This window comes from Micrococcus luteus (assembly GCF_014138885.1).
GTDB lineage: Bacteria > Actinomycetota > Actinomycetes > Actinomycetales > Micrococcaceae > Micrococcus > Micrococcus luteus.
Genome location: NZ_JACJIK010000001.1, coordinates 2,222,221 through 2,242,195, shown reverse-complemented (window position 1 = coordinate 2,242,195; position 19,975 = coordinate 2,222,221). Strand labels below are relative to the sequence as shown.

At 73.8% G+C, this 19,975-nt stretch carries 17 protein-coding genes; 7 read left to right on the top strand and 10 right to left on the bottom strand.

Annotated features, from left to right (window positions below):
* Positions 1-113: 113 nt before the first annotated feature.
* Positions 114-1,415, top strand: coding sequence for a dicarboxylate/amino acid:cation symporter (locus tag HDA34_RS10435; RefSeq protein WP_041104968.1), 1,302 nt, complete (start codon positions 114-116; stop codon positions 1,413-1,415).
* A gap of 73 nt (positions 1,416-1,488) precedes the next feature.
* Here the strand turns inward: HDA34_RS10435 and HDA34_RS10430 are convergent, their stop codons facing one another.
* Entirely contained in the window at positions 1,489-2,970 is a 1,482-nt protein-coding gene (locus tag HDA34_RS10430; protein ID WP_134377046.1) for a sugar porter family MFS transporter, read from the bottom strand.
* 239 nt (positions 2,971-3,209) lie between these two features.
* On the opposite strand from HDA34_RS10430, the gene HDA34_RS10425 reads away from it, so the two are divergent.
* The gene (locus HDA34_RS10425) at positions 3,210-4,952 is read left to right on the top strand and encodes a bifunctional 3'-5' exonuclease/DNA polymerase (RefSeq protein ID WP_134377047.1); all 1,743 of its coding nucleotides are present in this window, start codon (positions 3,210-3,212) and stop codon (positions 4,950-4,952) included.
* A gap of 14 nt (positions 4,953-4,966) precedes the next feature.
* Here HDA34_RS10425 and HDA34_RS10420 read toward each other — a convergent pair whose 3' ends face one another.
* Entirely contained in the window at positions 4,967-6,217 is a 1,251-nt protein-coding gene (locus HDA34_RS10420; protein ID WP_041104976.1) for a hypothetical protein, read from the bottom strand.
* 239 nt (positions 6,218-6,456) lie between these two features.
* Between HDA34_RS10420 and HDA34_RS10415 the strand changes: the two genes are divergently transcribed.
* A complete protein-coding gene (locus HDA34_RS10415; RefSeq protein WP_134377048.1) occupies positions 6,457-7,902 on the top strand; it encodes an MFS transporter in 1,446 nt (481 codons plus the stop codon).
* On the top strand, positions 7,895-8,350 hold the full coding sequence (gene arfB / locus HDA34_RS10410; RefSeq protein ID WP_134377049.1) for an alternative ribosome rescue aminoacyl-tRNA hydrolase ArfB: 456 nt from the start codon (positions 7,895-7,897) through the stop codon (positions 8,348-8,350). Before HDA34_RS10415 ends, arfB begins: the two co-directional genes overlap by 8 nt.
* 27 nt (positions 8,351-8,377) lie before the next feature.
* Here arfB and HDA34_RS10405 read toward each other — a convergent pair whose 3' ends face one another.
* Positions 8,378-9,385 (bottom strand): cation diffusion facilitator family transporter, encoded by a 1,008-nt coding sequence (locus HDA34_RS10405; RefSeq protein ID WP_060973637.1) that lies wholly within the window; start codon positions 9,383-9,385, stop codon positions 8,378-8,380.
* A 143-nt stretch (positions 9,386-9,528) separates the two neighbouring features.
* Between HDA34_RS10405 and HDA34_RS10400 the strand changes: the two genes are divergently transcribed.
* Positions 9,529-10,659, top strand: a complete 1,131-nt coding sequence (locus tag HDA34_RS10400) for a saccharopine dehydrogenase family protein (protein WP_060973638.1) — start codon at positions 9,529-9,531, stop codon at positions 10,657-10,659.
* 28 nt (positions 10,660-10,687) lie between these two features.
* On the opposite strand, the gene HDA34_RS10395 is transcribed toward HDA34_RS10400, so the two are convergent.
* The 3 genes from HDA34_RS10395 to HDA34_RS10385 all read right to left on the bottom strand — a co-directional run bounded on the left by HDA34_RS10395 (position 10,688) and on the right by HDA34_RS10385 (position 14,787).
* The gene (locus tag HDA34_RS10395) at positions 10,688-12,340 is read right to left on the bottom strand and encodes an ABC1 kinase family protein (RefSeq protein ID WP_044659988.1); all 1,653 of its coding nucleotides are present in this window, start codon (positions 12,338-12,340) and stop codon (positions 10,688-10,690) included.
* A gap of 10 nt (positions 12,341-12,350) precedes the next feature.
* Entirely contained in the window at positions 12,351-13,706 is a 1,356-nt protein-coding gene (locus tag HDA34_RS10390) for a DUF4921 family protein (protein WP_182496720.1), read from the bottom strand.
* A 70-nt stretch (positions 13,707-13,776) separates the two neighbouring features.
* Positions 13,777-14,787 carry an NADP-dependent oxidoreductase gene (locus HDA34_RS10385; RefSeq protein ID WP_036338689.1) on the bottom strand — a complete coding sequence of 337 codons (1,011 nt, stop codon included), beginning with the start codon at positions 14,785-14,787 and terminating at the stop codon, positions 13,777-13,779.
* A 187-nt stretch (positions 14,788-14,974) separates the two neighbouring features.
* Between HDA34_RS10385 and scpC the strand changes: the two genes are divergently transcribed.
* Entirely contained in the window at positions 14,975-16,489 is a 1,515-nt protein-coding gene (gene scpC, locus HDA34_RS10380; RefSeq protein WP_049145895.1) for a succinyl-CoA:acetate CoA-transferase ScpC, read from the top strand.
* A gap of 139 nt (positions 16,490-16,628) precedes the next feature.
* Here the strand turns inward: scpC and HDA34_RS10375 are convergent, their stop codons facing one another.
* Both HDA34_RS10375 and HDA34_RS10370 read right to left on the bottom strand, forming a co-directional pair.
* The gene (locus HDA34_RS10375) at positions 16,629-17,054 is read right to left on the bottom strand and encodes a DoxX family protein (protein WP_010080504.1); all 426 of its coding nucleotides are present in this window, start codon (positions 17,052-17,054) and stop codon (positions 16,629-16,631) included.
* Complete coding sequence (locus HDA34_RS10370) at positions 17,054-17,473, bottom strand: organic hydroperoxide resistance protein (RefSeq protein WP_017487949.1); 420 nt, start codon at positions 17,471-17,473, stop codon at positions 17,054-17,056. The genes HDA34_RS10375 and HDA34_RS10370 overlap by 1 nt, the downstream gene beginning before the upstream one ends.
* Positions 17,474-17,584: 111 nt before the next feature.
* Between HDA34_RS10370 and HDA34_RS10365 the strand changes: the two genes are divergently transcribed.
* Positions 17,585-18,076 (top strand): MarR family winged helix-turn-helix transcriptional regulator, encoded by a 492-nt coding sequence (locus HDA34_RS10365; protein WP_041103948.1) that lies wholly within the window; start codon positions 17,585-17,587, stop codon positions 18,074-18,076.
* A 32-nt stretch (positions 18,077-18,108) separates the two neighbouring features.
* Here HDA34_RS10365 and HDA34_RS10360 read toward each other — a convergent pair whose 3' ends face one another.
* Together HDA34_RS10360 and HDA34_RS10355 are read right to left on the bottom strand one after the other, a co-directional pair.
* Complete coding sequence (locus tag HDA34_RS10360; protein WP_060973487.1) at positions 18,109-18,915, bottom strand: alpha/beta fold hydrolase; 807 nt, start codon at positions 18,913-18,915, stop codon at positions 18,109-18,111.
* Positions 18,916-18,941: 26 nt separating this feature from the next.
* A complete protein-coding gene (locus HDA34_RS10355; protein ID WP_134377050.1) occupies positions 18,942-19,952 on the bottom strand; it encodes an NADP-dependent oxidoreductase in 1,011 nt (336 codons plus the stop codon).
* Positions 19,953-19,975 lie beyond the last annotated feature (23 nt).

The following is a 19,975-nucleotide window of genomic DNA, read 5'->3' as shown; positions in this document are numbered from 1 at the left end:
CCCGAGACGGTGGCGCTCCCTGTGTTCTGCACCACGACGGGGGTCGCCGACGCCGCCGTGGATGGCCCGACGCCCAGGCGACGGGCAGGACGGCCTGCGCTAGCGTGTCGGCCATGTCTCGCTCCCACTCCGACGCCCTCGACGCGTCCGGCCCCGACTCCGGGGGCGCCGTCGTCGCGCCCCGCCGCCGCGTCGGCCTGCTGCCCCGCATCCTCCTCGCGATCGTGGCCGGCGTCCTCGTCGGCCTGGTCGCGCCGACCTGGCTCGTGCAGGCCTTCGCCACCTTCAACGGGCTGTTCTCGAACTTCCTGGGCTTCATCGTCCCGGTGCTGATCCTGGCGCTCGTCGCCCCCGCGATCGGCGACATCGGCCGGGGTGCGGGGAAGCTGCTGGCCCTGACCGGCGGCATCGCCTACGGCTCCACCCTGTTCGGCGGCTTCGGCGCCCTGCTGGTCTGCCTGCTCGTCTTCCCGCTGATCCTCACGCCCGGGTCCTTCGAGGCGATGGCCAACCCCGAGGACGCGCTGCTCGGCCCGCTGTTCGAGGTGCAGATGGACCCGCCCTTCGGCGTGATGACGGCCCTGCTGCTCGCGTTCGTGCTCGGCATCGGCCTGACGACGCTGCCGCGCGGTGCCCTGCACGAGGGCTTCGACCAGCTGCGATCCATCATCGAGATGGTCGTCATGGGCCTGATCGTGCCGCTGCTGCCCGTCTACATCTTCGGCGTGTTCCTGAACATGACCGCCGCCGGTGAGGTCTTCAAGGTCATCACCACGTTCCTCGGTGTGATCCTGCTGGTCTTCGGCCTCACCGTGGTGCTGCTGCTCGTCCAGTACGTCGTCGCGGGCGCGATCGCGAGCCGCAACCCGTTCACGGCCCTGAAGACGATGCTGCCGGCCTACGCGACGGCCTTGGGCACCTCGTCCTCGGCGGCGTCCATCCCGGTGACCCTGCGCCAGACCCTGCTGCTCGGCGTGCGCCGGCCGATCGCCTCGTTCGTCGTGCCGCTGTGCGCGACGATCCACCTGGCCGGCTCCACGGTGAAGATCGTCTCGTTCTCCATCGCAGTGCTGTTCCTCTCGGGCCAGTCGATCGACATCCCGGTGTTCGTGGGCTTCATCTTCATGCTGGGCGTTACCATGGTCGCGGCGCCCGGCGTGCCCGGCGGCGCGATCGTGGCGGCCTCGGGCCTGCTGTCCTCGATGCTCGGCTTCACCGAGCCGCAGGTCGCGCTCATGGTCGCCACGTACATCGCCATCGACTCCTTCGGCACCGCCACCAACGTGACCGGTGACGCCGCCATCGCGCTGATCGTCGACAAGATCGCCGGGGACCGTCTCATCGAGGACTCCGAGGACGAGGGCCTGGATCACCGCGACGACGAGGAGGTCGCCACCGGCGCCGACGCCGGCTGACCCGCCCCGCACACACCACGGCCCCCTCCCTGTCAGAAGCTCTGGGAGGGGGCCGTCGTCGGGACGGGCGGTGTCAGCCGCGCAGGCCCCGCTCGGCCTCGGCGCGCACCGCGCGCCGCTGCCCCGGGGAGCGCACGACGACGTCGCTCATCTCCTCGAGCGTCTTGCCCTTGGTCTCGGGGACGAAGGCCGCCACGAAGGCCAGGGACAGCGCCGCCATGACCGCGTACAGGCCGTAGGCGAGGGTCAGGCCGATGTCCGCCAGCCACGGGAACGTGGTGGAGACGGTGAAGTTCGCCGCCCACTGCGCGGCGGCGGCCACGGCGAGCGCGCCGGCGCGGATGCGGTTCGGGAACATCTCGCCCAGCAGCACCCAGACCAGCGGACCCCAGGTGGCGCCGAAGAACACCACGAAGGCGTTCGCGGCCACCAGCGCCACGGTGGACCACGGCTGCGGCAGGGACACGGACTCGGCGCCGCCGGTCTGCGCGAAGGAGAAGGCCAGTGCCATCAGGCCGAGGCTGACCGTCATGCCGGCGGAGCCGGCGATCAGCATGGGGCGACGGCCGACGCGGTCCACCAGGGCGATCGCGATGAGGGTGACGGCGATGTTCGTGACCGAGGTGATCACGGTGACCGTGAGGGCGTCCGACTCCCCGAAGCCCACCGAACGCCACAGGGTGGTGGAGTAGTAGAAGATCACGTTGATGCCCACGGCCTGCTGGAAGACGGAGAGCAGGATGCCGATCCACACGATCGGCTGCAGGCCCGCCGACGGCCCGCGCAGGTCCGCCAACGACTCGCGGTGCTCCGAGTCCAGCGAGCGCCGGATGTCCTCGATCATCAGGTTCACCCGGTCCACGCCGGTGAACTCGTGCAGGACCTCGGCCGCCTCGTCCGTGCGACCGCGGGCGACCAGGTAGCGCGGGGACTCCGGCAGCTTCAGGGCGAACAGGCCGTACAGCACCGCCGGGACGGCCTCGGCCAGGAACATCCAGCGCCAGGCGTCGACACCGAGCCAGAACGGCTGCGCCGCTCCCCCGGCCATCGTCGCGAAGAGCGCGTCCGTGAGCAGCGCGGCGAAGATGCCGAGGACGATCGCCAGCTGCTGGAGCGAGCCGAGGCGACCGCGCACATGGGCCGGGCTGACCTCCGCGATGTACGCCGGAGCGATCACGGACGCGGCGCCCACGCCCAGGCCGCCGACCATGCGCCAGAAGATCAGGTCAACGACGCCGAACGCCAGGCCCGAGCCGATGGCGGAGACCAGGAACAGGATCGCGGCGATCACCATCACGGGCACGCGGCCGCGGCGGTTGGCGATCGGCCCGGCGAACCAGGCGCCGAGCGCGCAGCCGATCAGCGCCGAGGAGACGGCGAAGCCCGTCAGACCGGCGCCGAGGCCGAACTCCCCGGCGAGGGCGTCCACGGCACCGTTGATGACGGAGGTGTCGAAGCCGAACAGGAAGCCGCCGAGCGCGGCGGCGACCGAGATGCCGACCACCTTGGCGTTGAGGCGAGACGTCGCGGCGCCGCCGGACCGGGTCGCTGTCATGGTGGGTCCTCTCTGGGTGGCGCCCGACGGCCCGCTGCGCGCCGGTGCGTCCGCACAGTGTGTTCTCCGCTCGGCGGGCGTGCAAGTCGCACAGCCCTTCTCCCCGCCCCCCGAGGAGGCGGCGGGACGTCAGGGGGAACCGTGCCCGCTGTGCCCGCCGTGGTCGCCGCCGTGCCGGGAGGTCTGCCGCACAGGGCTGCGGCAGACGGCGCCTCGGGGCACGGGGCAGAATGAGGGCCATGTTCGTCGTCCTGGGCCCCGCCCCCGCCTCCGTCGGCAGCCCCGGCGCCTGGTGGGCCCTGGACGGGGAAGGCGACGACGCCACTCCCCTGGGCTCCTGCGCCGCCGGGTCCGTGGCCGGGCTCGTGGCCGGTCTGCCCGCCCGCCTGGGCGTGGACCCGAGCACGGTCCGCTGGGTGCTCGCCGACGTCGGGACGGAGTACGCCGCCTGGCTGGTGGCGGGGGTGCGGGTGGATCGGTGCTGGGACCTGGCCCTCGTCCAGCGGATCCTGCGGCACGCGGCAACGGCGCCGGGCAGCGGGGTGCGTTACACGCCCGTGGCGCAGCTCGAGGTCGCCGACCCGACGGAGCCCGAGCGCCCGGCGCGGGTGCCCGCCGGTCAGGAGTCCTTCTTCGACCTGCCGGACGAGGCCGGCCCCGCTCTGGACGTCACCGTGCTCGCGGCGGAGCTGGCCGCGCAGCGGGCGGCCGTCGAGGGCTCGGCCCACCCCCACCGGCTGCGGCTGCTCGCGGCGGCGGAGTCGCAGGGCGCACTCGTGGCCGCAGAGATCCGGGCGGCGGGTCTGCCGTGGGACCGGGGCGTGCACGAGGCGCTCCTCGCCGAGCAGCTCGGCCCCCGGCCTGCACCGGGCGAGCGTCCCGCCCGCCTGCAGACCCTGGCCGAACGCATCGCCGACGTCCTGGGCTCCCCCGGGCTGAGCCCCGACTCGCAGCCCAGCCTGCTGCGGGCGCTGCAGACGGCAGGCGTGGCCGTGGAGTCCACGCGGCAGTGGGACCTGAAGCACTGGATCGACGCCGGCGGCGCGGAACGCGAGGCGCGGGCCGCGCTGCTCGCGCCGCTGCTGGAGTACAAGGCCCTGGCCCGGCTGTGGACGGCCAATGGCTGGCACTGGCTGGACCAGTGGATCGGCGACGACGGCCGGTTCCACGCCGCCTACCTGGTCGGCGGCGTGGTGACCGGGCGGTGGGCCGCCCACGGCGGTGGGGCCATGCAGATCCCAGCCGGGGTACGCGACGCCGTCCGCGCAGACCCCGGGTGGACGCTGACCGTGGCCGACGCCTCCCAGGTGGAGCCGCGCATCCTCGCCGCGATGGCCGCCGACGAGGCGCTGGCCCGTGCCGGGACCACGCCCGACCTGTACCGGGAGGTCGCGGAGCAGGGCCGGGCGGCCGGCACCGCGCTGGCCGACCGCGGGCGCGCGAAGATCGCCCTGCTGGGTGCGATGTACGGCTCGACGACGGGCGACTCCGCGGCGCTCATGCCGCACCTGCGCCGGCTCTACCCCCGAGCGATCGGCCTGCTCGAGCGGGCGGCCACCGTCGGCGAGGGCGGCGGCCAGGTGTCCACGTGGCTGGGCCGCTGGTCCCCCGCACCGGGGCGGAAGTGGCAGGAGTCCGTGTCCGACGTCGGCACCCAGGCCGCCGAGTCCGCGGCCCGGCGACGGCGGCGCTCCCAGGGCCGCTTCACCCGGAACTTCGTGGTGCAGGGCACCGCGGCCGAGTGGGCGCTGTGCTGGATGGGCGAGATCCGCCGTCGACTGCGGTCGGCCGGCATGCGCACGGAACTCGTGTTCTTCGTCCACGACGAGGTCGTCCTGCACGGCCCGGCCGCGGAGGCCGAGGCCGTGCGGACGGTCGTGGCGGAGTCCGCGAGCGCCGCCGGCCGCCTGCTGTTCGGTCCCGCCCCCGTGGACTTCCCGCTCACCGTCTCCAGCGTGGGGTCGTACGCGGACGCGAAGTGAGGGGCGTTGGGGGGTCAGGCGCCGTCGTCGGCTGGCTCAATCTCCGCCCGCCGGGCTCGGATCTCCTCGGCCTTGGCGAGCATGCGCTCCTCGCGCTTGGCCTGCAGGGTCCGACCCAATCGGCTGGCGCCCTGCTTGGCGTCCACGGCGTTGGTCTCGACAGCCGTCTTCACCTCACCCGCGAACCCCTGCGCGGCCTCCAACCACCGCTTCCCGGCGACGCGCCCGAGGGCGTCGAGCTCGATGTCCGTGTGCGTCACGAACTCGACCACCTGATCGGTCACGGCATTCGACCCCCGGGTGACGCGGCGCGAGCTGATCGGGTTGGCGACGTAACCGAGGTTCTTCAGGGTTCCTGCCTCGACGAGGGACTCGTTGATCCGCCGGAGTGCCTCAGCGATCCGCGCGGTGCGGTGCACCCGCGCGGCCACGAGGCCCTCGCGGTGCTCGGCCAGCAGCTCGGGTTCGTCCTCCTCCACACGCGCCAGCTCGAGCAGCTGCTGTCGGTCCTGGACGGCCATCGAGCGGGCGAGCATGCCGAGCCAGAACTGGACGTCCTCCTCGGCCGCGCCGACGACCTTGGCCAGCTTGTCCACGTCTGCCTTGGACGCGATGACGCGGTCCGCGACGGCGGCCAGCTGCGAGACGGCTTCTGCCTGCACCTGCTGCAGCAGCAGCGAGTTCTGCTGAACCTTGGACCAAGTGACGGCGGAGACCCGTCCGGTCGATCCGTGGACGGCCTCGGCCTCTTCGATCGCGAAGACGATGCCGCCCAGCTGACCGGCGATCTCGAGCTTCCGCTGCTTCAGGAGGCGATCGAGCTTCTCGTCGATGACGGCCAGATAGTCCTGGATGTCATCGAGCGCGGCCATGATCTGCAGCTGGGTGTTGGCTGCCGCCAGCGCGGCCACGGCCGCGGGGTTGGCCAGCGGGGTCGCCGTGAACGAGAGGTGCTTCACGATCTGGCCTCCGGAGCCGCCGGCGACGTCCTTGCGCCGCAGCACCCCCGAACTCAGGTTCTTCACGCCCAGGGCTTTGACCGTCTCGTAGGACTTGTCGTCCAGCCGGAGATAGCGTGCCCCCTCCAGCTGCGCCTGGGAGATCCCCTGCACCAGCGTGCTCAGCTTGGCCACGAGCGACGGCGTGACCACCTTGGCCCGCACGTCCTCGGCCTGGTCCAGCAGATCGAGGGCCCGGGACGGGCCCCAGACCAGCAGGCCCTGGTCTGCCGCGAACACCTGCATCTCGTCGTGCGTCTCGCTCATGCGTGAAGACTACGGCCTGACGGAGCAGTTCCGGGCCCCCTCAGTTCGCCTTCTCCACCACCGGGGACCCGAGGTGCCTCTGTCCCGCACCCGACGCCGGCGGGACGGGGCGGCCGCGCGTCGGCCGCGGTCATGGCCTCCGTGCGCCGCACCGGGCCGAGGACCCTGGGACCTGGCACGATGCGGGACGAGGGCCGATCCTGGAGAGCGCCCGAGACACCCCCGAGAAGGAGACCGCATTGCCCGTCGCCCCGCGTCCGTCCGACGGCGCCGCGTCCTCGGTCTTCACCCCGCACCAGCAGCGCATCCTCGCGGTGCTCCTCATCCCGATCTTCATGTCCCTGCTGGCCGTGTCCAGCATCAACGTGGCCCTGCCCGCCCTGCAGCGGGGCCTGGACGCCAGCGACGCGGAGCTGCAGTGGGCCATCTCCGGCTACACCCTCGTGTTCGGCATGGTGCTCGTGCCGGCGGGCCGGGCGGGTGACCTCTTCGGCCGCCGCCGGCTGTTCATGGTGGGCCTCGGCGTGTTCGCGCTCGGTGCGCTCCTGTCCGGCCTGGCGCCCACGGGCGTCCTGCTCGTGCTCGCGCGCCTGGTCATGGGCGTGGGCGCGGGCCTGCTCAATCCGCAGGTCACCGGCTTCATCCAGGGCGAGTTCTCCGGCGCCTCCCGCGCCCGGGCGTTCGGGGCGCTCGGCGCCGTCGTCGGGGTGTCCGTGGCGGTGGGGCCGCTGCTCAGCGGCGGGCTCATCGCGTGGCTCGGCGGCGACCTCGGCTGGCGCGCGACCTTCCTGGTGAACGTGCCCATCGCCCTCGGCGCCCTGGTCGTGGCCCGCCAGTGGCTGCCGCGCACCGCCCCCGTGCGGACGGGGCGTCCGGACCTGGACCCGGTCGGCGTCGTCCTGCTGGCGGGCGCCCTCGTGGCCGTCATGCTCCCGTTCCTGGACCGTGAGCTCGGGCCGTGGCGGTTCGTGCTCGTGCCCGTCGGCATCGGCCTGACCGCCCTCTGGACACGCTGGGAGGCCCGCTACGCCCGACGGGGCCGCGCCCCGATGGTGGACCTGCGCCTGTTCCAGACCCGCAGCTTCGCGTGCGGCGCCCTGCTGATCGCCATCTACTTCACCGGCTCGACCAGCATGTTCGTGGTGATCGCCATGTTCATGCAGAACGGACTGGGCTACCCGGCGCTGCACGCCGCCCTGATCGGCCTGCCTTCGGCGGTCATGTCGAGCGTGATGTCCGCTGTGGCCGGTCGCGTGGTGCTGCGCACGGGCCGGAAGATCGTCGTCCTCGGCATCGCGCTGGCGCTGCTCGCCGTCGTGGGCTCCATCGGGGTGGCGTGGGCCAACCGGGAGTTCGGCCTGAGTCCATGGTGGCTGCTGCTCACCCTCGCCTTCTTGGGTGCCGGGCAGGGGCTGGTGGTCTCCCCCAACCAGACCCTCAGCCTGGCCGAGGTCCCACCGCGGCACTCCGGCACGGCCGGCGGCGTCCTGCAGACCGGCCAGCGCGTCGGCACGGCCGTCGGCACCGCCGTGATCGTGGGGGTGTTCCTGGGCGTCGCCTCCGGTGCCGACTGGGACGGGGCGTTCATGGCCGCCTTCGCGCTGGTGGCCGGGTGCATGGCCCTCGCGCTCCTCGTCGCACTCGCCGACCTGCGCGGACCACGGACGGCGGCCCCCCGTGGCTGAGCCCCGCCCCGGCGACGTGCGCGTCACCCCCGGCCCCGGCGCACCCCGCGGGCTGGTCATCCCCGCGGGCGAACTCGTCGAGCGCTTCTCCCACGCCTCCGGCCCGGGCGGTCAGGGCGTGAACACGGCGGACTCGCGGGTCCAGCTCAGCCTGGACCTGGCGGCCACCTCCGCCCTCGACGACGTCCAGCGCGCCCGCGTCCTCGCGCGGCTGGCTCCCCGGCTGGCCGGCACGGTGCTCACCGTCAGCGTGGCGGAGCACCGGGCCCAGCGGCGCAACCGGGCGGCCGCCCGCGAGCGGCTCGCGGCGCTGCTGCGCGAGGCCCTGGCCCCGCCGACGCCGCGGCGGGCCACGACGCCGACGCGCGGCTCCCGGCGGCGCCGCCTGGAGGCCAAGCGCCGTCGCTCCGAGGTGAAGCGCACGCGCCGCCGCCCCGGCCTCGACTGAGGCCGCCCGCCCGCCGGCCGCGCGGGCTCAGGCGCGGGCGTTCTGCGATTCCGGGTCCAGGGGCGCGTGGGCGGGGTTGGACAGGGAGAGCACGACGGCGGCCACGCGCGGGTGCTCGAGGAGGGCGTCCTCCACGCGCTGGAGCAGGACCGCGGCCTCGCTCTCCCGCTCGTCCCCGGCCAGGTCCACGGCCCCGACGACGAAGAGCTTCTCCGGGCCGACGTACTCGAGGTGCAGGTAGCTCACGGAGAGCACCTCGGGCCGCTCCAGCAGCCAGCGCAGCACCCGGGTCCGGACCGCCGGGTCGGCGACCTCGCCGACGAGGAACGCCATGTTCCGCGAGAGCAGGAAGATCGCGACGACCCCGAGCAGCACGCCCACGAGGATCGAGCCGGCGGCGTCCCACCGGGGGTCCCCGGTGAGCTGGTGCAGGGCGAGGGCGGCCGCCGCGATGACCAGGCCGATCAGGGCCGAGGCGTCCTCCACCCACACGGCGCGCAGGGTGGGGTCCGAGGTCTGGCGCAGGAACGTGGCATCGCTGATGTGCCGCCGCTCCGCGTCGCGGCGGAGGCGCCGGTGCGCGTTCAGGAACGAGATGCCCTCGAGCACGAACGCGACGGCCAGCACGATGTACGCGATCGTGTACTCCGCCTCCTCCTCGGGGGCGGACCAGGCCGTGATCCCGTGCCAGACCGAGACCGCCGAGCCCACCGCGAACAGGCCGAAGGCCGCGACCATCGACCACACGTAGGCCGCGCGCCCGTAGCCCAGCGGGTGCCGCGCGTCGGGGGCTCGGCCGGCCCGACGCTCCGCCAACAGCAGGAAGACCTCATTGCCGGCGTCGGCCCAGGAGTGCGCGGCCTCCGCCACCATCGCAGCTGAGCCGGTGACCGCGCCCACGATCGACTTGACGACGGCGATCACCGTGTTCACGCCGAGGGCGATCAGGACGGTCAGCAGGCTCTCGCCGCCGGTCTCGGCGGCGGGCGAGGCGGAGTGAGCGGGCGGGGCGACGGCGGGCGGGGTGCGGGTCATCCCCCGAGTCTGCCCCTGCAGGCGGGTGCCGGGCCAGGCTCGCCATGTCCGGGTCCGCCGGTCCGGGAGCGCGAGATGGGGTCCACGCGGATCGGCGTCGCCGAGCCCGTGAGGTCTCCGCGTGCGCGGCCTAGCGTGGGACCATGACGGATTCTCCCCTGCACCTCGACCGCCCCGACGCCCCCCGCATCATCGTGCTCGGCGCGACGGGCTACGCCGGATCCCTCGTCGTGGACGCCCTCGTGGCCCAGGGCGCACGGCCCGTGCTGGCGGGCCGGAACCGGGACTCGCTCCAGCACGCGGCGAGGCGGCACGACGGGCTGGAGGTCGCCGTCGCCGACGCCGGGGACCCCGCCTCGCTGAGGGCCCTGGTCACGGAGGGCGATGTGCTGGTCTCCACGGTCGGCCCCTTCGAACGCTACGGCCGACCGGTCGCCCGCGCCGCCGCGGAGCGGGGCGCGCACTACGTGGACTCGACCGGTGAGGTCGGCTTCGTGAAGGACCTCAAGGCGGACCTGGACGCCACCGCCCGACGCACGGGCGCCACCCTGCTGCCCGCCCTCGGCTTCGACTACGCGCCGGGCATGCTCGCGGGCGGGCTCGCGCTGGCGGAGGCCGGTGGACGCGCACGGTCCCTGCAGATCGGCTACTTCGCCGACGGCGAGCTGGACCCGCGCGTCGACCTCAGCCACGGGACGCGCCAGACGATGGTGGGCGCCCTCACCGAGCGGACGATCACGTGGCGCGGCGGGCGGCTGGCGACCACGGGCCCGGCCAGCCGGTCGGCCGTCTTCCGGGTCGACGGGCAGGACCGCCGCGGCGTGCTGTTCGGCGGCACGGAGTCCCTGTTCCTGCCGCGGATGCAGCCCGGCCTGGATGAGGTCGAGGTCTTCAACGGCTGGTTCCCGGCCCGGCCCACGCAGATCGGCGCCGCCGCCCTCGGCGCGGTGGGGTGGCTCCCCGGCGTCGCCCGCGGCGTGCAGGCCCTGCTGCGGCCCTTGGCCGGGGACCCGGGTGGCCCCGACGCCGCAGACCGGGCCCGCACGGGCTCCCGGGTCGGGGCGATCGCGCGGGACGCGGCCGGCCGCGTCGTGGCGGACGTGCACCTGCGCGGCCCCAACGCCTACACGTTGACCGGGGACCTCATGGCCTGGGGCGCCCGTCAGCTCGCCGCAGGCCGGGCCCGCGAGGCCGGCGTCGTCAGCCCGATCCAGGCGTTCGGCCTCGACGACTTCGAGACGGCCTGCGCTGCGGCCGGCCTGGTGCGGGCATGATCCCGACGACGGAACGCGCCCGCGGCCCTCAGCGGGGGCGACGCCGGGGGCGGCTGATCCAGGCCAGATAGGCGCTGCCACCGGTCAGGGCGGCGCCGCCGGCGGCCACCACCGGCCCGGCGAAGCGGCCGAGCCGGTCCTTGTACGCCACGAGCACGTTCGTGCCGCCGGTGATCATCGCGGCCACCACCATGGCGGCCACCACCCGGTCGCCCGTCCGCTCGAGGCGCGTCACGAGCGGCTCGAGCTCGCTCGCGCGGACGGTGACGTCGATCCCGCCGTCGTCGATGCGTTCCATCACCTTGCGGGCGTACTCCGGCAGGTCGATGCCGAGCTCGGCCGCCGCGATCGTGGCCCGGCCGATCCGGCCCGCCACCCGCCGGGGGTCGAGGTGCTCCCCCACGAGGCGCAGGGCGAAGGGGTCGAGCACGCGGGTGTAGTCGAAGCCCGGGTGCAGGCGGCGGCCGATGCCGTCCACGATGATCAGCATCCGCAGCAGCTGCACGAGCTCGGGCGGCAGGGACAGCCGGTGGCGCCGCACGAGGGCGAAGATCTCCGAGACCAGCTGCCCCACGCGGATGTCCTCGAGCTCGCGCCCCTCGAGGCGGCCGATGATCCGGGCCACCTCCAGTCGGAGCCGACGGCGGTCCACCGGGCCGCGCGGCGGGGCAATGTCCAGCAGGGCCCGCACCAGCCCGTCGGTGTCCTGCCGGGCCAGCGCCATGGCCAGGCCCGCGAACCGGCGCCGGAGGGACGGGGAGATCCTCCCGACGGAGCCGAAGTCGATGAACCCGACGGTCCCGTCCGGCTCGATGAACAGGTTGCCCGCGTGCGGGTCCGCGTGGAACACGCCGTGCTCGAACACCATGGCCAGCAGCACGTCGGCGGCCCGGTACGCCAGTTCCTCCCGGTCGATGCCGGCGGCGTCGAGTCCGGCCAGATCGTCCACGCGCAGCCCGGAGAGCTCCTGCATGGTCAGCACGCGCGAGGTGGTCAGGTCCCACTCGATCCACGGGAACCGCACGCCCGGGGTGTCCCGGAAGCCGGCGGCGATCTCCTCGCAGGCCCGCGCCTCCACCACGTAGTCGAGCTCGGCGCGCAGGGAGCGGTCGAACTCATCCACCATGGTCGGCACGTCCAGATCGGCGAAGGTCCGCGAGGCCCGCGACCACGTGGCCGCCAGCGTCCGCAGGATCTCCAGGTCCGCCTGGGCCTGCTCCACCACACCGGGCTTGCGGACCTTCACGACGACGGCGCGCCCGTCATGCAGGCGCGCACGGTGGGCCTGACCGATGGAGGCGGTGGCCAGTGGCGCGCGGTCGAACCAGGCGAACAGTGCGTCGACGTCGGCGCCGAGGTCCTCCTCGACCGTCCGGGCGACGGCCTCGAAGGGCACCGCCGTCGTGCTGTCCGTGAGGCGGGCGAACGCCGCGCAGTAGGCCTCGGGGAACAGGTCCGGTCGTGCCGAGATCAGCTGCCCGAGCTTCACGAAGGTGACGCCCAGCTCCTCGAACGTGCGCACGAACAGCTCGGGGCGGGCCTCGGCGTCGATGCCCAGGTGCGGCTCCCCCTCCTCGAGGGGCAGCCACCGGGAGAGCCCGGCCTGCACGGCCGTGGCCCTGAGGCCGTTGCGGGCCATGACGTGGGCGATCTCGCGGTAGCGCTGCAGGTGGAGGGCCATGACGCCCACGCTACCGACCGCGCGGAGGGGTGAGCCTCGCCGCTCCGTCGGCGTACCGCAGGGCGCCCGGCCGGACCCGCGCGTCGGCCCCGATCCGCACCCCGTCTGCGAGCGCGCCCGCCGCCCGCAGCTCCCGCAGCCGCGCCAGCACCCGGTCCCGCACGTCCCACGGGCTGAGCGTGTTGACGTTGATCTTGGTGGCGCCCTCGAAGCCGGCGAGTGTGGAGACGCGCCACTTGAGCATCACGCGCCAGGGCATCGGGGACGCGACGCCGGGCGGGCGGGTGTGCCATTCCTCGTTGGAGGGGACGTCGGGCCCGGTGGCCGCGTGGGCGGCGTGCAGCAGGTCGGAGACGGCGCGCAGCTCGGCCGCGGACTGCCGCCACGGCTGCCCCACCGGGCTCGTGGAGTAGACCTCGACCGTCGGGTACCGGTGGCCGAAGCCGGCGAACATCACGGCGTGCTCGTTCGCGGCGATCATCAGGTCGTGCGCCACGGCCACGTCCAGCGCGGCGTGGTTGAACACCTGCGGGTCCTCGCGCAGCCGGTCCAGGGCGGCCGCGTTCTGCGCGCCGACCTCGTCGATGGCCACGAGCTGCTTGTGCAGGTGGTCGAAGGAGGCGCCGGCGGGCTTGAGCCAGTTCTGGAACACGGAGACGTACCGCACGGCGGGCGTGGTCGCGTAGAGGTCCCGCATCGCGTCGGCGGTCAGGGCCAGGAACGCGTGGTGCTCGTCCGGGGTCAGGGTGCCCGAGGAGGCCAGCTGGTGGTCGTCCACGGCCCCGTCGACGAAGTGCCGCCGGGCGATCACGACGTCGTGCGTGCCGCCGAAGAATGCGGCCGACGCCGCGATCAGCTCCGCCTCGGACATCGCCGCCGCCTCCTCCGCAGAGCGGCCGGAGGCGCGCAGCTTCGCGGCGACGACGGCGCGCACGTGGGCGCGGCCGGCCTCGGTGGCCAGGTACTCGTCACGTCGGCGGCGCGCGTCCGGGGGGAGTTCGTAGCCGTGGTTGAGACGCCAGTAGTCGTAGCTGAGGATCTCGAAGAGGTTGGGGACCCGGCGGAAGGCCGGGGTCGTCTCCCCGAGCCGCTCCACGGCCGGGTGCCGCAGGATCTGCCAGGCCGGGGCGACGTCGTCGGCCCTCGTGGAGACGATGCGTGACTTCTCCGGCGGCGTCTCCAGCAGGCGGTGCTCGCAGAAGGCGCAGTGCCGGCCGTGCTGGGCGGGGTCGAGCGGCTGCGGGGCGGGCCGGACGAGGCCGAGCGGGCGGTGGCCGCGGCCCGGCACGGTCCAGACCTCGGTGCCGGTGAAGGGGTTGCGCTGCTTGACGGTGCCGTCCGGCAGTCGGGTGAGGGGCTCGCTCACAGACGGGTGCACGAGGCCAGGATACGAGGCGGTGCCGGCCCGGGCAGACCGGCGGCCAGGTGCCCGCCGGTCAGAACTCGAGCAGCACCTTGCCCTTGGCATGGTGGGATTCGAGACGCTCGAACGCCTGCTCCCAGTCGGCCAGGGGGTAGCGGCTGTCCACGGTCACGGCCAGCTCGCCGGCGTCCACGAGCCGGACGAGCTCGGCCAGGCCCGCCCCGTCCGGATGCATGAGGAAGAACTCGTAGGTCACCCCGGCCTTCTTCGCGGCCCGGCGCACCTTCGCACTGGCCACCCGGGAGACGACGGCGGCCAGCGGCCGACGCGACGGGCGCGCGGTCTCACGAAGGCTGCCGGGGCTCGGCGGGCCCGCGATGGTCACCAGCCGGCCGCCGGGCTCGATCGAGCCGAGCAGCTCGGCCATCTGATCACCGCCGATGAGGTCGAACACCTTGTCGAAGCGTTCGCCCCCCTCTGCGACGGTGCGGGCGCGATAGTCGATCACCGCGTCGGCGCCGGCCTCGCGGACGTACGGCTCACCCGCCGCGGAGGCGGTCACGGTCACGTGCGCGCCGCGCAGGTGTGCCAGGCGCGTGGCGATCAGCCCGACGCCGCCGGCGGCCCCGGTGATCAGCAGCCGCTCCCCGGGCTGCAGGTCCAGGTGCTCCGGGCCGAGTGCCTGCTGAGCGGTCAGGCCGGCGAGCGGCAGGCCGGCCGCGTCCGTCAGGGGCATGCGGGCGGGCGCGGCGGCCACCCAGTCCGCGCGCACCGCGGCCAGCTCGGCGAATGCCCCGTGGCCGGAGGGGTCCACGCGGGTGATCACCGCGTCACCCGGGGCGAACGCGGTCACCCCGGCGCCCACGGTCTCGACGATGCCGCTGAGCTCGTTGCCGGCGACCGTGGGGAAGTCGTCGGGGGCGATGGCCTTGAAGTCGCCTTCGCGATGCATCGCGTCGACGGGGTTGAGGCCGACCGCGCGGGTGCGGATCAGCACCTCGCCGGCGCCGGCCGTGGGGGCGGGGACGTCGGTGAGGGCCATGGCCTCTCGGCCGCCGTAGGACTGGAGGACGAGTGCTCGCATGCCGCCGAGCCTAGGCGCGCCGCCCCGGAGTGCCGAGCCCTGTTCGCCGTCGTCGATCACGCAGGTCGGGCTCGGCGACCTCCGGCGTGATCATCCCCACGGCCACCCGTGACGCGGGTACGCTGATCGCTGTTCCACGTCACAGCGCTCTCGCTCGACTCGTCTCACCCGCACGGAGGCCTCACCCATGTCGTCCCGCATCCACCACCCCGGCCTCCGGTCGAAGGTGATGTCCGCCGCGGAGGCGGCGGCGTTCATCCAGCACGGCACCACCGTGGGCATGAGCGGGTTCACGGGGTCCGGCTACCCGAAGGCCGTGCCGATGGCGCTGGCCGAGCGGGCCAAGGAGCTGCACGCGCGCGGCGAGGAGTTCCGCATCAACCTCCACACGGGGGCGTCCACCTCCGCGGAGATGGACGGTGCGCTGGCCGAGGCGGACGCCGTCGCGCTGCGCACCCCGTTCCAGTCGGACCCGACGATGCGCGCCAAGATCAACGCGGGCGCGATCGAGTACATCGACACGCACCTGTCCCACCTGGCGCAGACCGTGTGGAACGGCTTCTACGGGCCCATGACCACCGCGGTGATCGAGGTGTCCGGGATCCGCGAGGACGGCCGTCTCGTCCCCAGCTCCTCCGTGGGCAACAACAAGTCCTGGATCGACCTGGCGGATCAGGTGATCCTCGAGGTCAACTCGTGGCAGAGCGAGGACCTCGAGGGTCTGCATGACGTCTACTACGGCACCGCGCTGCCACCGCATCGCACGCCGATCATGCTCACCCACCCCGCGGACCGCATCGGTGAGACGTACCTGCGGTGCGATCCGGCCAAGGTGGTGGCCGTCGTCGAGACCCACGCCCCGGACCGGAACTCTGCCTTCAAACCCGCCGACGCGGACTCGATCGCGATCGCCCAGCACCTCGTGGAGTTCTTCGAGCACGAGGTGGCCCAGGGCCGGTACGACGAGCGGCTGCTGCCGCTGCAGTCGGGCGTGGGCAACATCGCGAACGCGGTGATGTCCGAGCTGGTGAAGTCCCGGTTCACGGGCCTGTCCGCGTTCACCGAGGTGGTGCAGGACGGCATGCTCGACGCCCTGGACTCCGGCACGCTGGCGACCGCGTCCGCGACCGCGTTCTCCCTGTCCACCGAGGCCGCCGAACGGTTCAACGACAACGCCGCGAAGTATCGGGACAAGCTGATCCTGCGCACTCAGGAGATCTCCAACCACCCCGAGCTCGTGCGCCGCCTCGGCATCCTCGCCATGAACGGCATGCTCGAGGCCGACCTGTACGGCAACGTGAACTCCACGCACCTGATGGGCACGAAGATGATGAACGGCCTCGGCGGCTCCGGCGACTTCGCCCGCAACGCGTTCACCTCGTTCTTCCTCACCCCGTCCACGGCCAAGGGCGGGGACATCTCCTGCATCGTGCCGATGGTCTCGCACGTGGACCACACCGAGCACGACGTGCACGTGGTGGTCACCGAGCAGGGGCTGGCCGACCTGCGCGGCCTCTCCCCCAAGCAGCGCGCCCGCACGATCATCGACACGTGCGCGCACCCGGACTACAGGGAGCAGCTGCGGGACTACTTCGACCGCGCGATGCGCGAGTCGGACGGCCTGCACACCCCGCACCTGTTGGGCGAGGCCCTGTCCTGGCACCAGCGCTTCCTCGAGACCGGGACGATGCGTCAAGGCTGACGGCCCGCCGGACCGGGCACCTGCGGTACACCTGCGACGGGACACCCTACAGTGGGCCGCGCCTCGCGGCGGGGTGAGATCACGCCGGCTCCGGGCACGTGCCCGGAGCCGGCACAGGCCCGCGGGGCCGGCGACGGCGTCAGCCGCGCCCGCCCTGCTCCCGCTCGGGGATTCCCGCGGCCCACAGGGCGGCCGCGATGAGGGCGGGCTGGCCGAACAGCCGCGCCAGGCGGCGACCGTCCGTGTCCAGCCCGAAGCCGTCCTTGCGCTCGGCGTACTGCCCGATGTTCCCGGGGTAGATCGCGGTGTAGAAGGCCGCCAGGGCGGTGCCGGTCAGGCGGCGCTGCCCGGGGAGCGCCAGCAGAGCGGCCCCGAGGCCGATCTCGGCCACGCCGGATCCGAGCACCACGAGGTCCGCCGGGAGCGGGACCCACGAGGGCACCTGGGCGCGGAACTCACGGCGCGCCACGGTGAGGTGGGACAGCCCTGCGGCGGTCATGAACCCGCCGAGGCCGAGGCGGGCGGCGGTCTGCGAGAGGGGGACGGACTGCCGACGCTTCGTCATCACGCCTCCCCGAGCTCGAGGACGACGTCGATGTTGCCCCGGGTGGCGTTCGAATAGGGGCACACCTGGTGCGCCTGCTCCATGAGGGCGCGGGCCTGGTCCGCGGGGACATGGGGCAGCACGACCTCGAGGGTGACCTCCAGGCCGAAGCCCTCACCCTGGCGACCGATGCCCACGCGCGCGCCGACGGAGGAGTCGGTGATGTCGGCACGGGAGGCACGGGCGACCATCTGCAGGGCCGAGTGGAAGCACGCGGCGTAGCCGGCGGCGAACAACTGCTCGGGGTTGGTGCCCTGGCCGGAGCCGCCCATTTCGGTGGGCACGGCGAGGTCGAGGTCGACCCGCCCGTCGGTGGTGCGGACATGGCCGTCGCGGCCGGCGCCGGTGCTGAGCGCCTCGGCGGTGTAGATGGTCTCCATGGGAGGTCCTTTCATCCGCCCGCCCCGTGCGGGACGAGTCGGCTCCAGCCTGCCACCCTGTTAGGTCGCGCGCAACCAAGTCGCTCCCCAGCGACCACTAGAATCGCTCCCATGGATGCCGCGCCGACCCCCAGCCTCGCCCTCGAGGACCAGCTCTGCTTCGCCCTGCACCGGGCGGCGCGCGCCGTCACGCGCGGCTACGGCCCCCTGCTGTCCCGCCTCGGCCTCACCTACCCGCAGTACCTCGTGATGCTCACCCTGTGGCAGGCGGAGGGTGACGCCTCGGCCGAGACGGATGCGTCGACGCCGAAGACCGCCGGGGCACTGGGGGTCGGCGCGCTGCGGGACAGGCTCGGCATGGACAACGGCACCATCACGCCTCTGGTGCGGCGCCTGGCCGGCATGGGGCTCGTCACGCGGGAGCGCGACGTCCGCGACGAGCGGCGCGTGCTGGTGCGGCTGACGGACGAGGGGCGGGCGCTGCGGGCGTCCGCCCGGACGGTCCCGGTGGACGCCCTCACCCGGATCCCCCTCGACGTCGCCGAGCGCCAGGTCCTCATGGACCAGCTGAACCGAATCACCGAGGCCGTCGGGCCGCGCTGAGACGGCGGGAGCGGCCCGCGCGCGGAGCGCGGTCAGCGCACCCGGTCCAGGATCGCCCGGGCGACGGCGTCCGCCTCGCGCTCGGGCAGCCAGTGGTCCGCGTCGAGCTTCACGAACCGGTACTCCCCCGCCACCTGCCCGGCCGTGAGCTCGGCGGCCCGCGGCCCCAGGGCCGCGTCCCGGGTGCCCCACACGTACGTGGTGGGGACCGACACGGGCGCGCTGCGCGTGGTGGTCACCAGATCCGGGTTCGCCCGATACCAGTTCACCGGACCGCGCAGGCTCTGCGGGGTGGAGAACCGGCGGGCGTAGTGCTCCGCCCCGGGGACCTGCCCCCGCTGCAGCAGGGAGCCCAGCCGTCGCGCGAGGATCCGTTCGGGGAGGGACGGTGCCTGGAAGGCGGCGATGTACCAGCTGCGGCGCAGCTGGTCCGGGCCGCGCAGGGCGCGGGCCAGGGCGGCCGGGTGCGGCGTGGACAGGACGGTCAGGGACGCGACGCGCTCGGGGTGCGCGGTGGCCAGTGCCCAGGCGACGGCGCCGCCCCAGTCATGGCCCACGACGTGGACGCGCCGCGCCCCCGCCGCGTCCGCCAGCGCGACGGCGTCCCCCACGAGCGCCGGGAGGCGGTAGGCCGCCGTCGCCCGCGGCGCGGCCCCCGGGGAGTAGCCGCGCTGGTCCGGCGCGAGGGTGCGCAGCCCCGCGGCGTGCAGCAGCGGCTCGACGTGCCTCCAGGACGTGGCGTCCTGCGGGAAGCCGTGCAGCAGCAGGACCACCTCCCCCTCGGCCGGCCCGCCGTCGCGGACATCGAAGGTCAGGCCCTGATGCCGGAAGGTGTCCATGCCGCCCCCGAGTGCGCCGTCGCCCGTCACAGCCGGACGAGCATCTTCCCCGTGTTGGCACCCTCGAGCAGGTCGATGAACGCCTGGGGTGCGTTCTCCAGACCCTCCCGGACGGTCTCGTCCCACTGGATCTTCCCGGCGGCGACCCACGGGCCCACGCGCTCCAGGAACTCGGGGCGGACCTGCGCTGCGTACTTCTGCAGGACGAAGCCGCGCAGGGTCAGGCACTTGCCGATCGCCAGGGCGAGGTTGCGCGGGGCGGCCGGCGGCTCCGTCGAGTTGTACTGGGCGATCGCGCCGCACATCGCCACGCGGCCGTCGACCCGCATCGCGGCGATGGCGGCCTCGAGGTGGTCGCCGCCCACGTTGTCGAAGTAGACGTCGATGCCCTCCGGCGCCGCCTCGGCCAGCAGATCGGTGGGCGAGCCGTCGTGGTAGTCGAACGCGGCGTCGAAGCCCAGCTCCTTCACCCGCGCCACCTTCTCGGGCGTGCCCGCCGAGCCGACCACGCGCGAGGCGCCCAGCAGGCGGGCGATCTGGCCGGCGACCGAGCCGACGGCCCCCGCGGCGCCCGAGATGAAGACGGCGTCGCCCTCCTGCATCTCGGCCACGTGCACGAGGCCGGTGTAGGCGGTCAGACCCGTCATGCCCAGCACGCCCAGGTAGGTGCTGTCCGAGAACTGGGAGGTGTCCACGGCCTGGACGGCGTCGCCGTCGAGGACGGCGTGCTCGCGCCAGCCGAGGCCGTGGAGCACGGACGTGCCCTCCGGCACGTCCGCGTGGCGCGAGGCGATCACGGTGCCCACCGCGCCGCCGTCGAGGGGGGCGTCGAGCTGGAACGGAGGCACATAGGACTCGACGTCGTTCATGCGGCCGCGCATGTACGGGTCCACGGACATCACGGTGTTGCGCACGAGGACCTGGCCCTCGGTGAGCTCGGGGAGCTCGACCTCGGTGAGGCGGAAGTTCTCCGGCGTCGGGGCGCCGTGGGGGCGGGAGGCGAGGTGGATCTCGCGCGTGTGGGTGGGGGTGCTCATCGAGTGGTCTCCTCGGGGTCGAA

Bases quoted from the DNA above. Each gene is read 5' to 3' on its own strand.
- HDA34_RS10435 (WP_041104968.1), top strand. From the start codon at position 114: ATGTCTCGCTCCCACTCCGACGCCCTCGACGCGTCCGGCCCCGACTCC.
- HDA34_RS10430 (WP_134377046.1), bottom strand. From the start codon at position 2,970: ATGACAGCGACCCGGTCCGGCGGCGCCGCGACGTCTCGCCTCAACGCC.
- HDA34_RS10425 (WP_134377047.1), top strand. From the start codon at position 3,210: ATGTTCGTCGTCCTGGGCCCCGCCCCCGCCTCCGTCGGCAGCCCCGGC.
- HDA34_RS10420 (WP_041104976.1), bottom strand. From the start codon at position 6,217: ATGAGCGAGACGCACGACGAGATGCAGGTGTTCGCGGCAGACCAGGGC.
- HDA34_RS10405 (WP_060973637.1), bottom strand. From the start codon at position 9,385: ATGACCCGCACCCCGCCCGCCGTCGCCCCGCCCGCTCACTCCGCCTCG.
- HDA34_RS10400 (WP_060973638.1), top strand. From the start codon at position 9,529: ATGACGGATTCTCCCCTGCACCTCGACCGCCCCGACGCCCCCCGCATC.
- HDA34_RS10395 (WP_044659988.1), bottom strand. From the start codon at position 12,340: ATGGCCCTCCACCTGCAGCGCTACCGCGAGATCGCCCACGTCATGGCC.
- HDA34_RS10385 (WP_036338689.1), bottom strand. From the start codon at position 14,787: ATGCGAGCACTCGTCCTCCAGTCCTACGGCGGCCGAGAGGCCATGGCC.
- scpC (WP_049145895.1), top strand. From the start codon at position 14,975: ATGTCGTCCCGCATCCACCACCCCGGCCTCCGGTCGAAGGTGATGTCC.
- HDA34_RS10375 (WP_010080504.1), bottom strand. From the start codon at position 17,054: ATGACGAAGCGTCGGCAGTCCGTCCCCCTCTCGCAGACCGCCGCCCGC.
- HDA34_RS10370 (WP_017487949.1), bottom strand. From the start codon at position 17,473: ATGGAGACCATCTACACCGCCGAGGCGCTCAGCACCGGCGCCGGCCGC.
- HDA34_RS10365 (WP_041103948.1), top strand. From the start codon at position 17,585: ATGGATGCCGCGCCGACCCCCAGCCTCGCCCTCGAGGACCAGCTCTGC.
- HDA34_RS10360 (WP_060973487.1), bottom strand. From the start codon at position 18,915: ATGGACACCTTCCGGCATCAGGGCCTGACCTTCGATGTCCGCGACGGC.
- HDA34_RS10355 (WP_134377050.1), bottom strand. From the start codon at position 19,952: ATGAGCACCCCCACCCACACGCGCGAGATCCACCTCGCCTCCCGCCCC.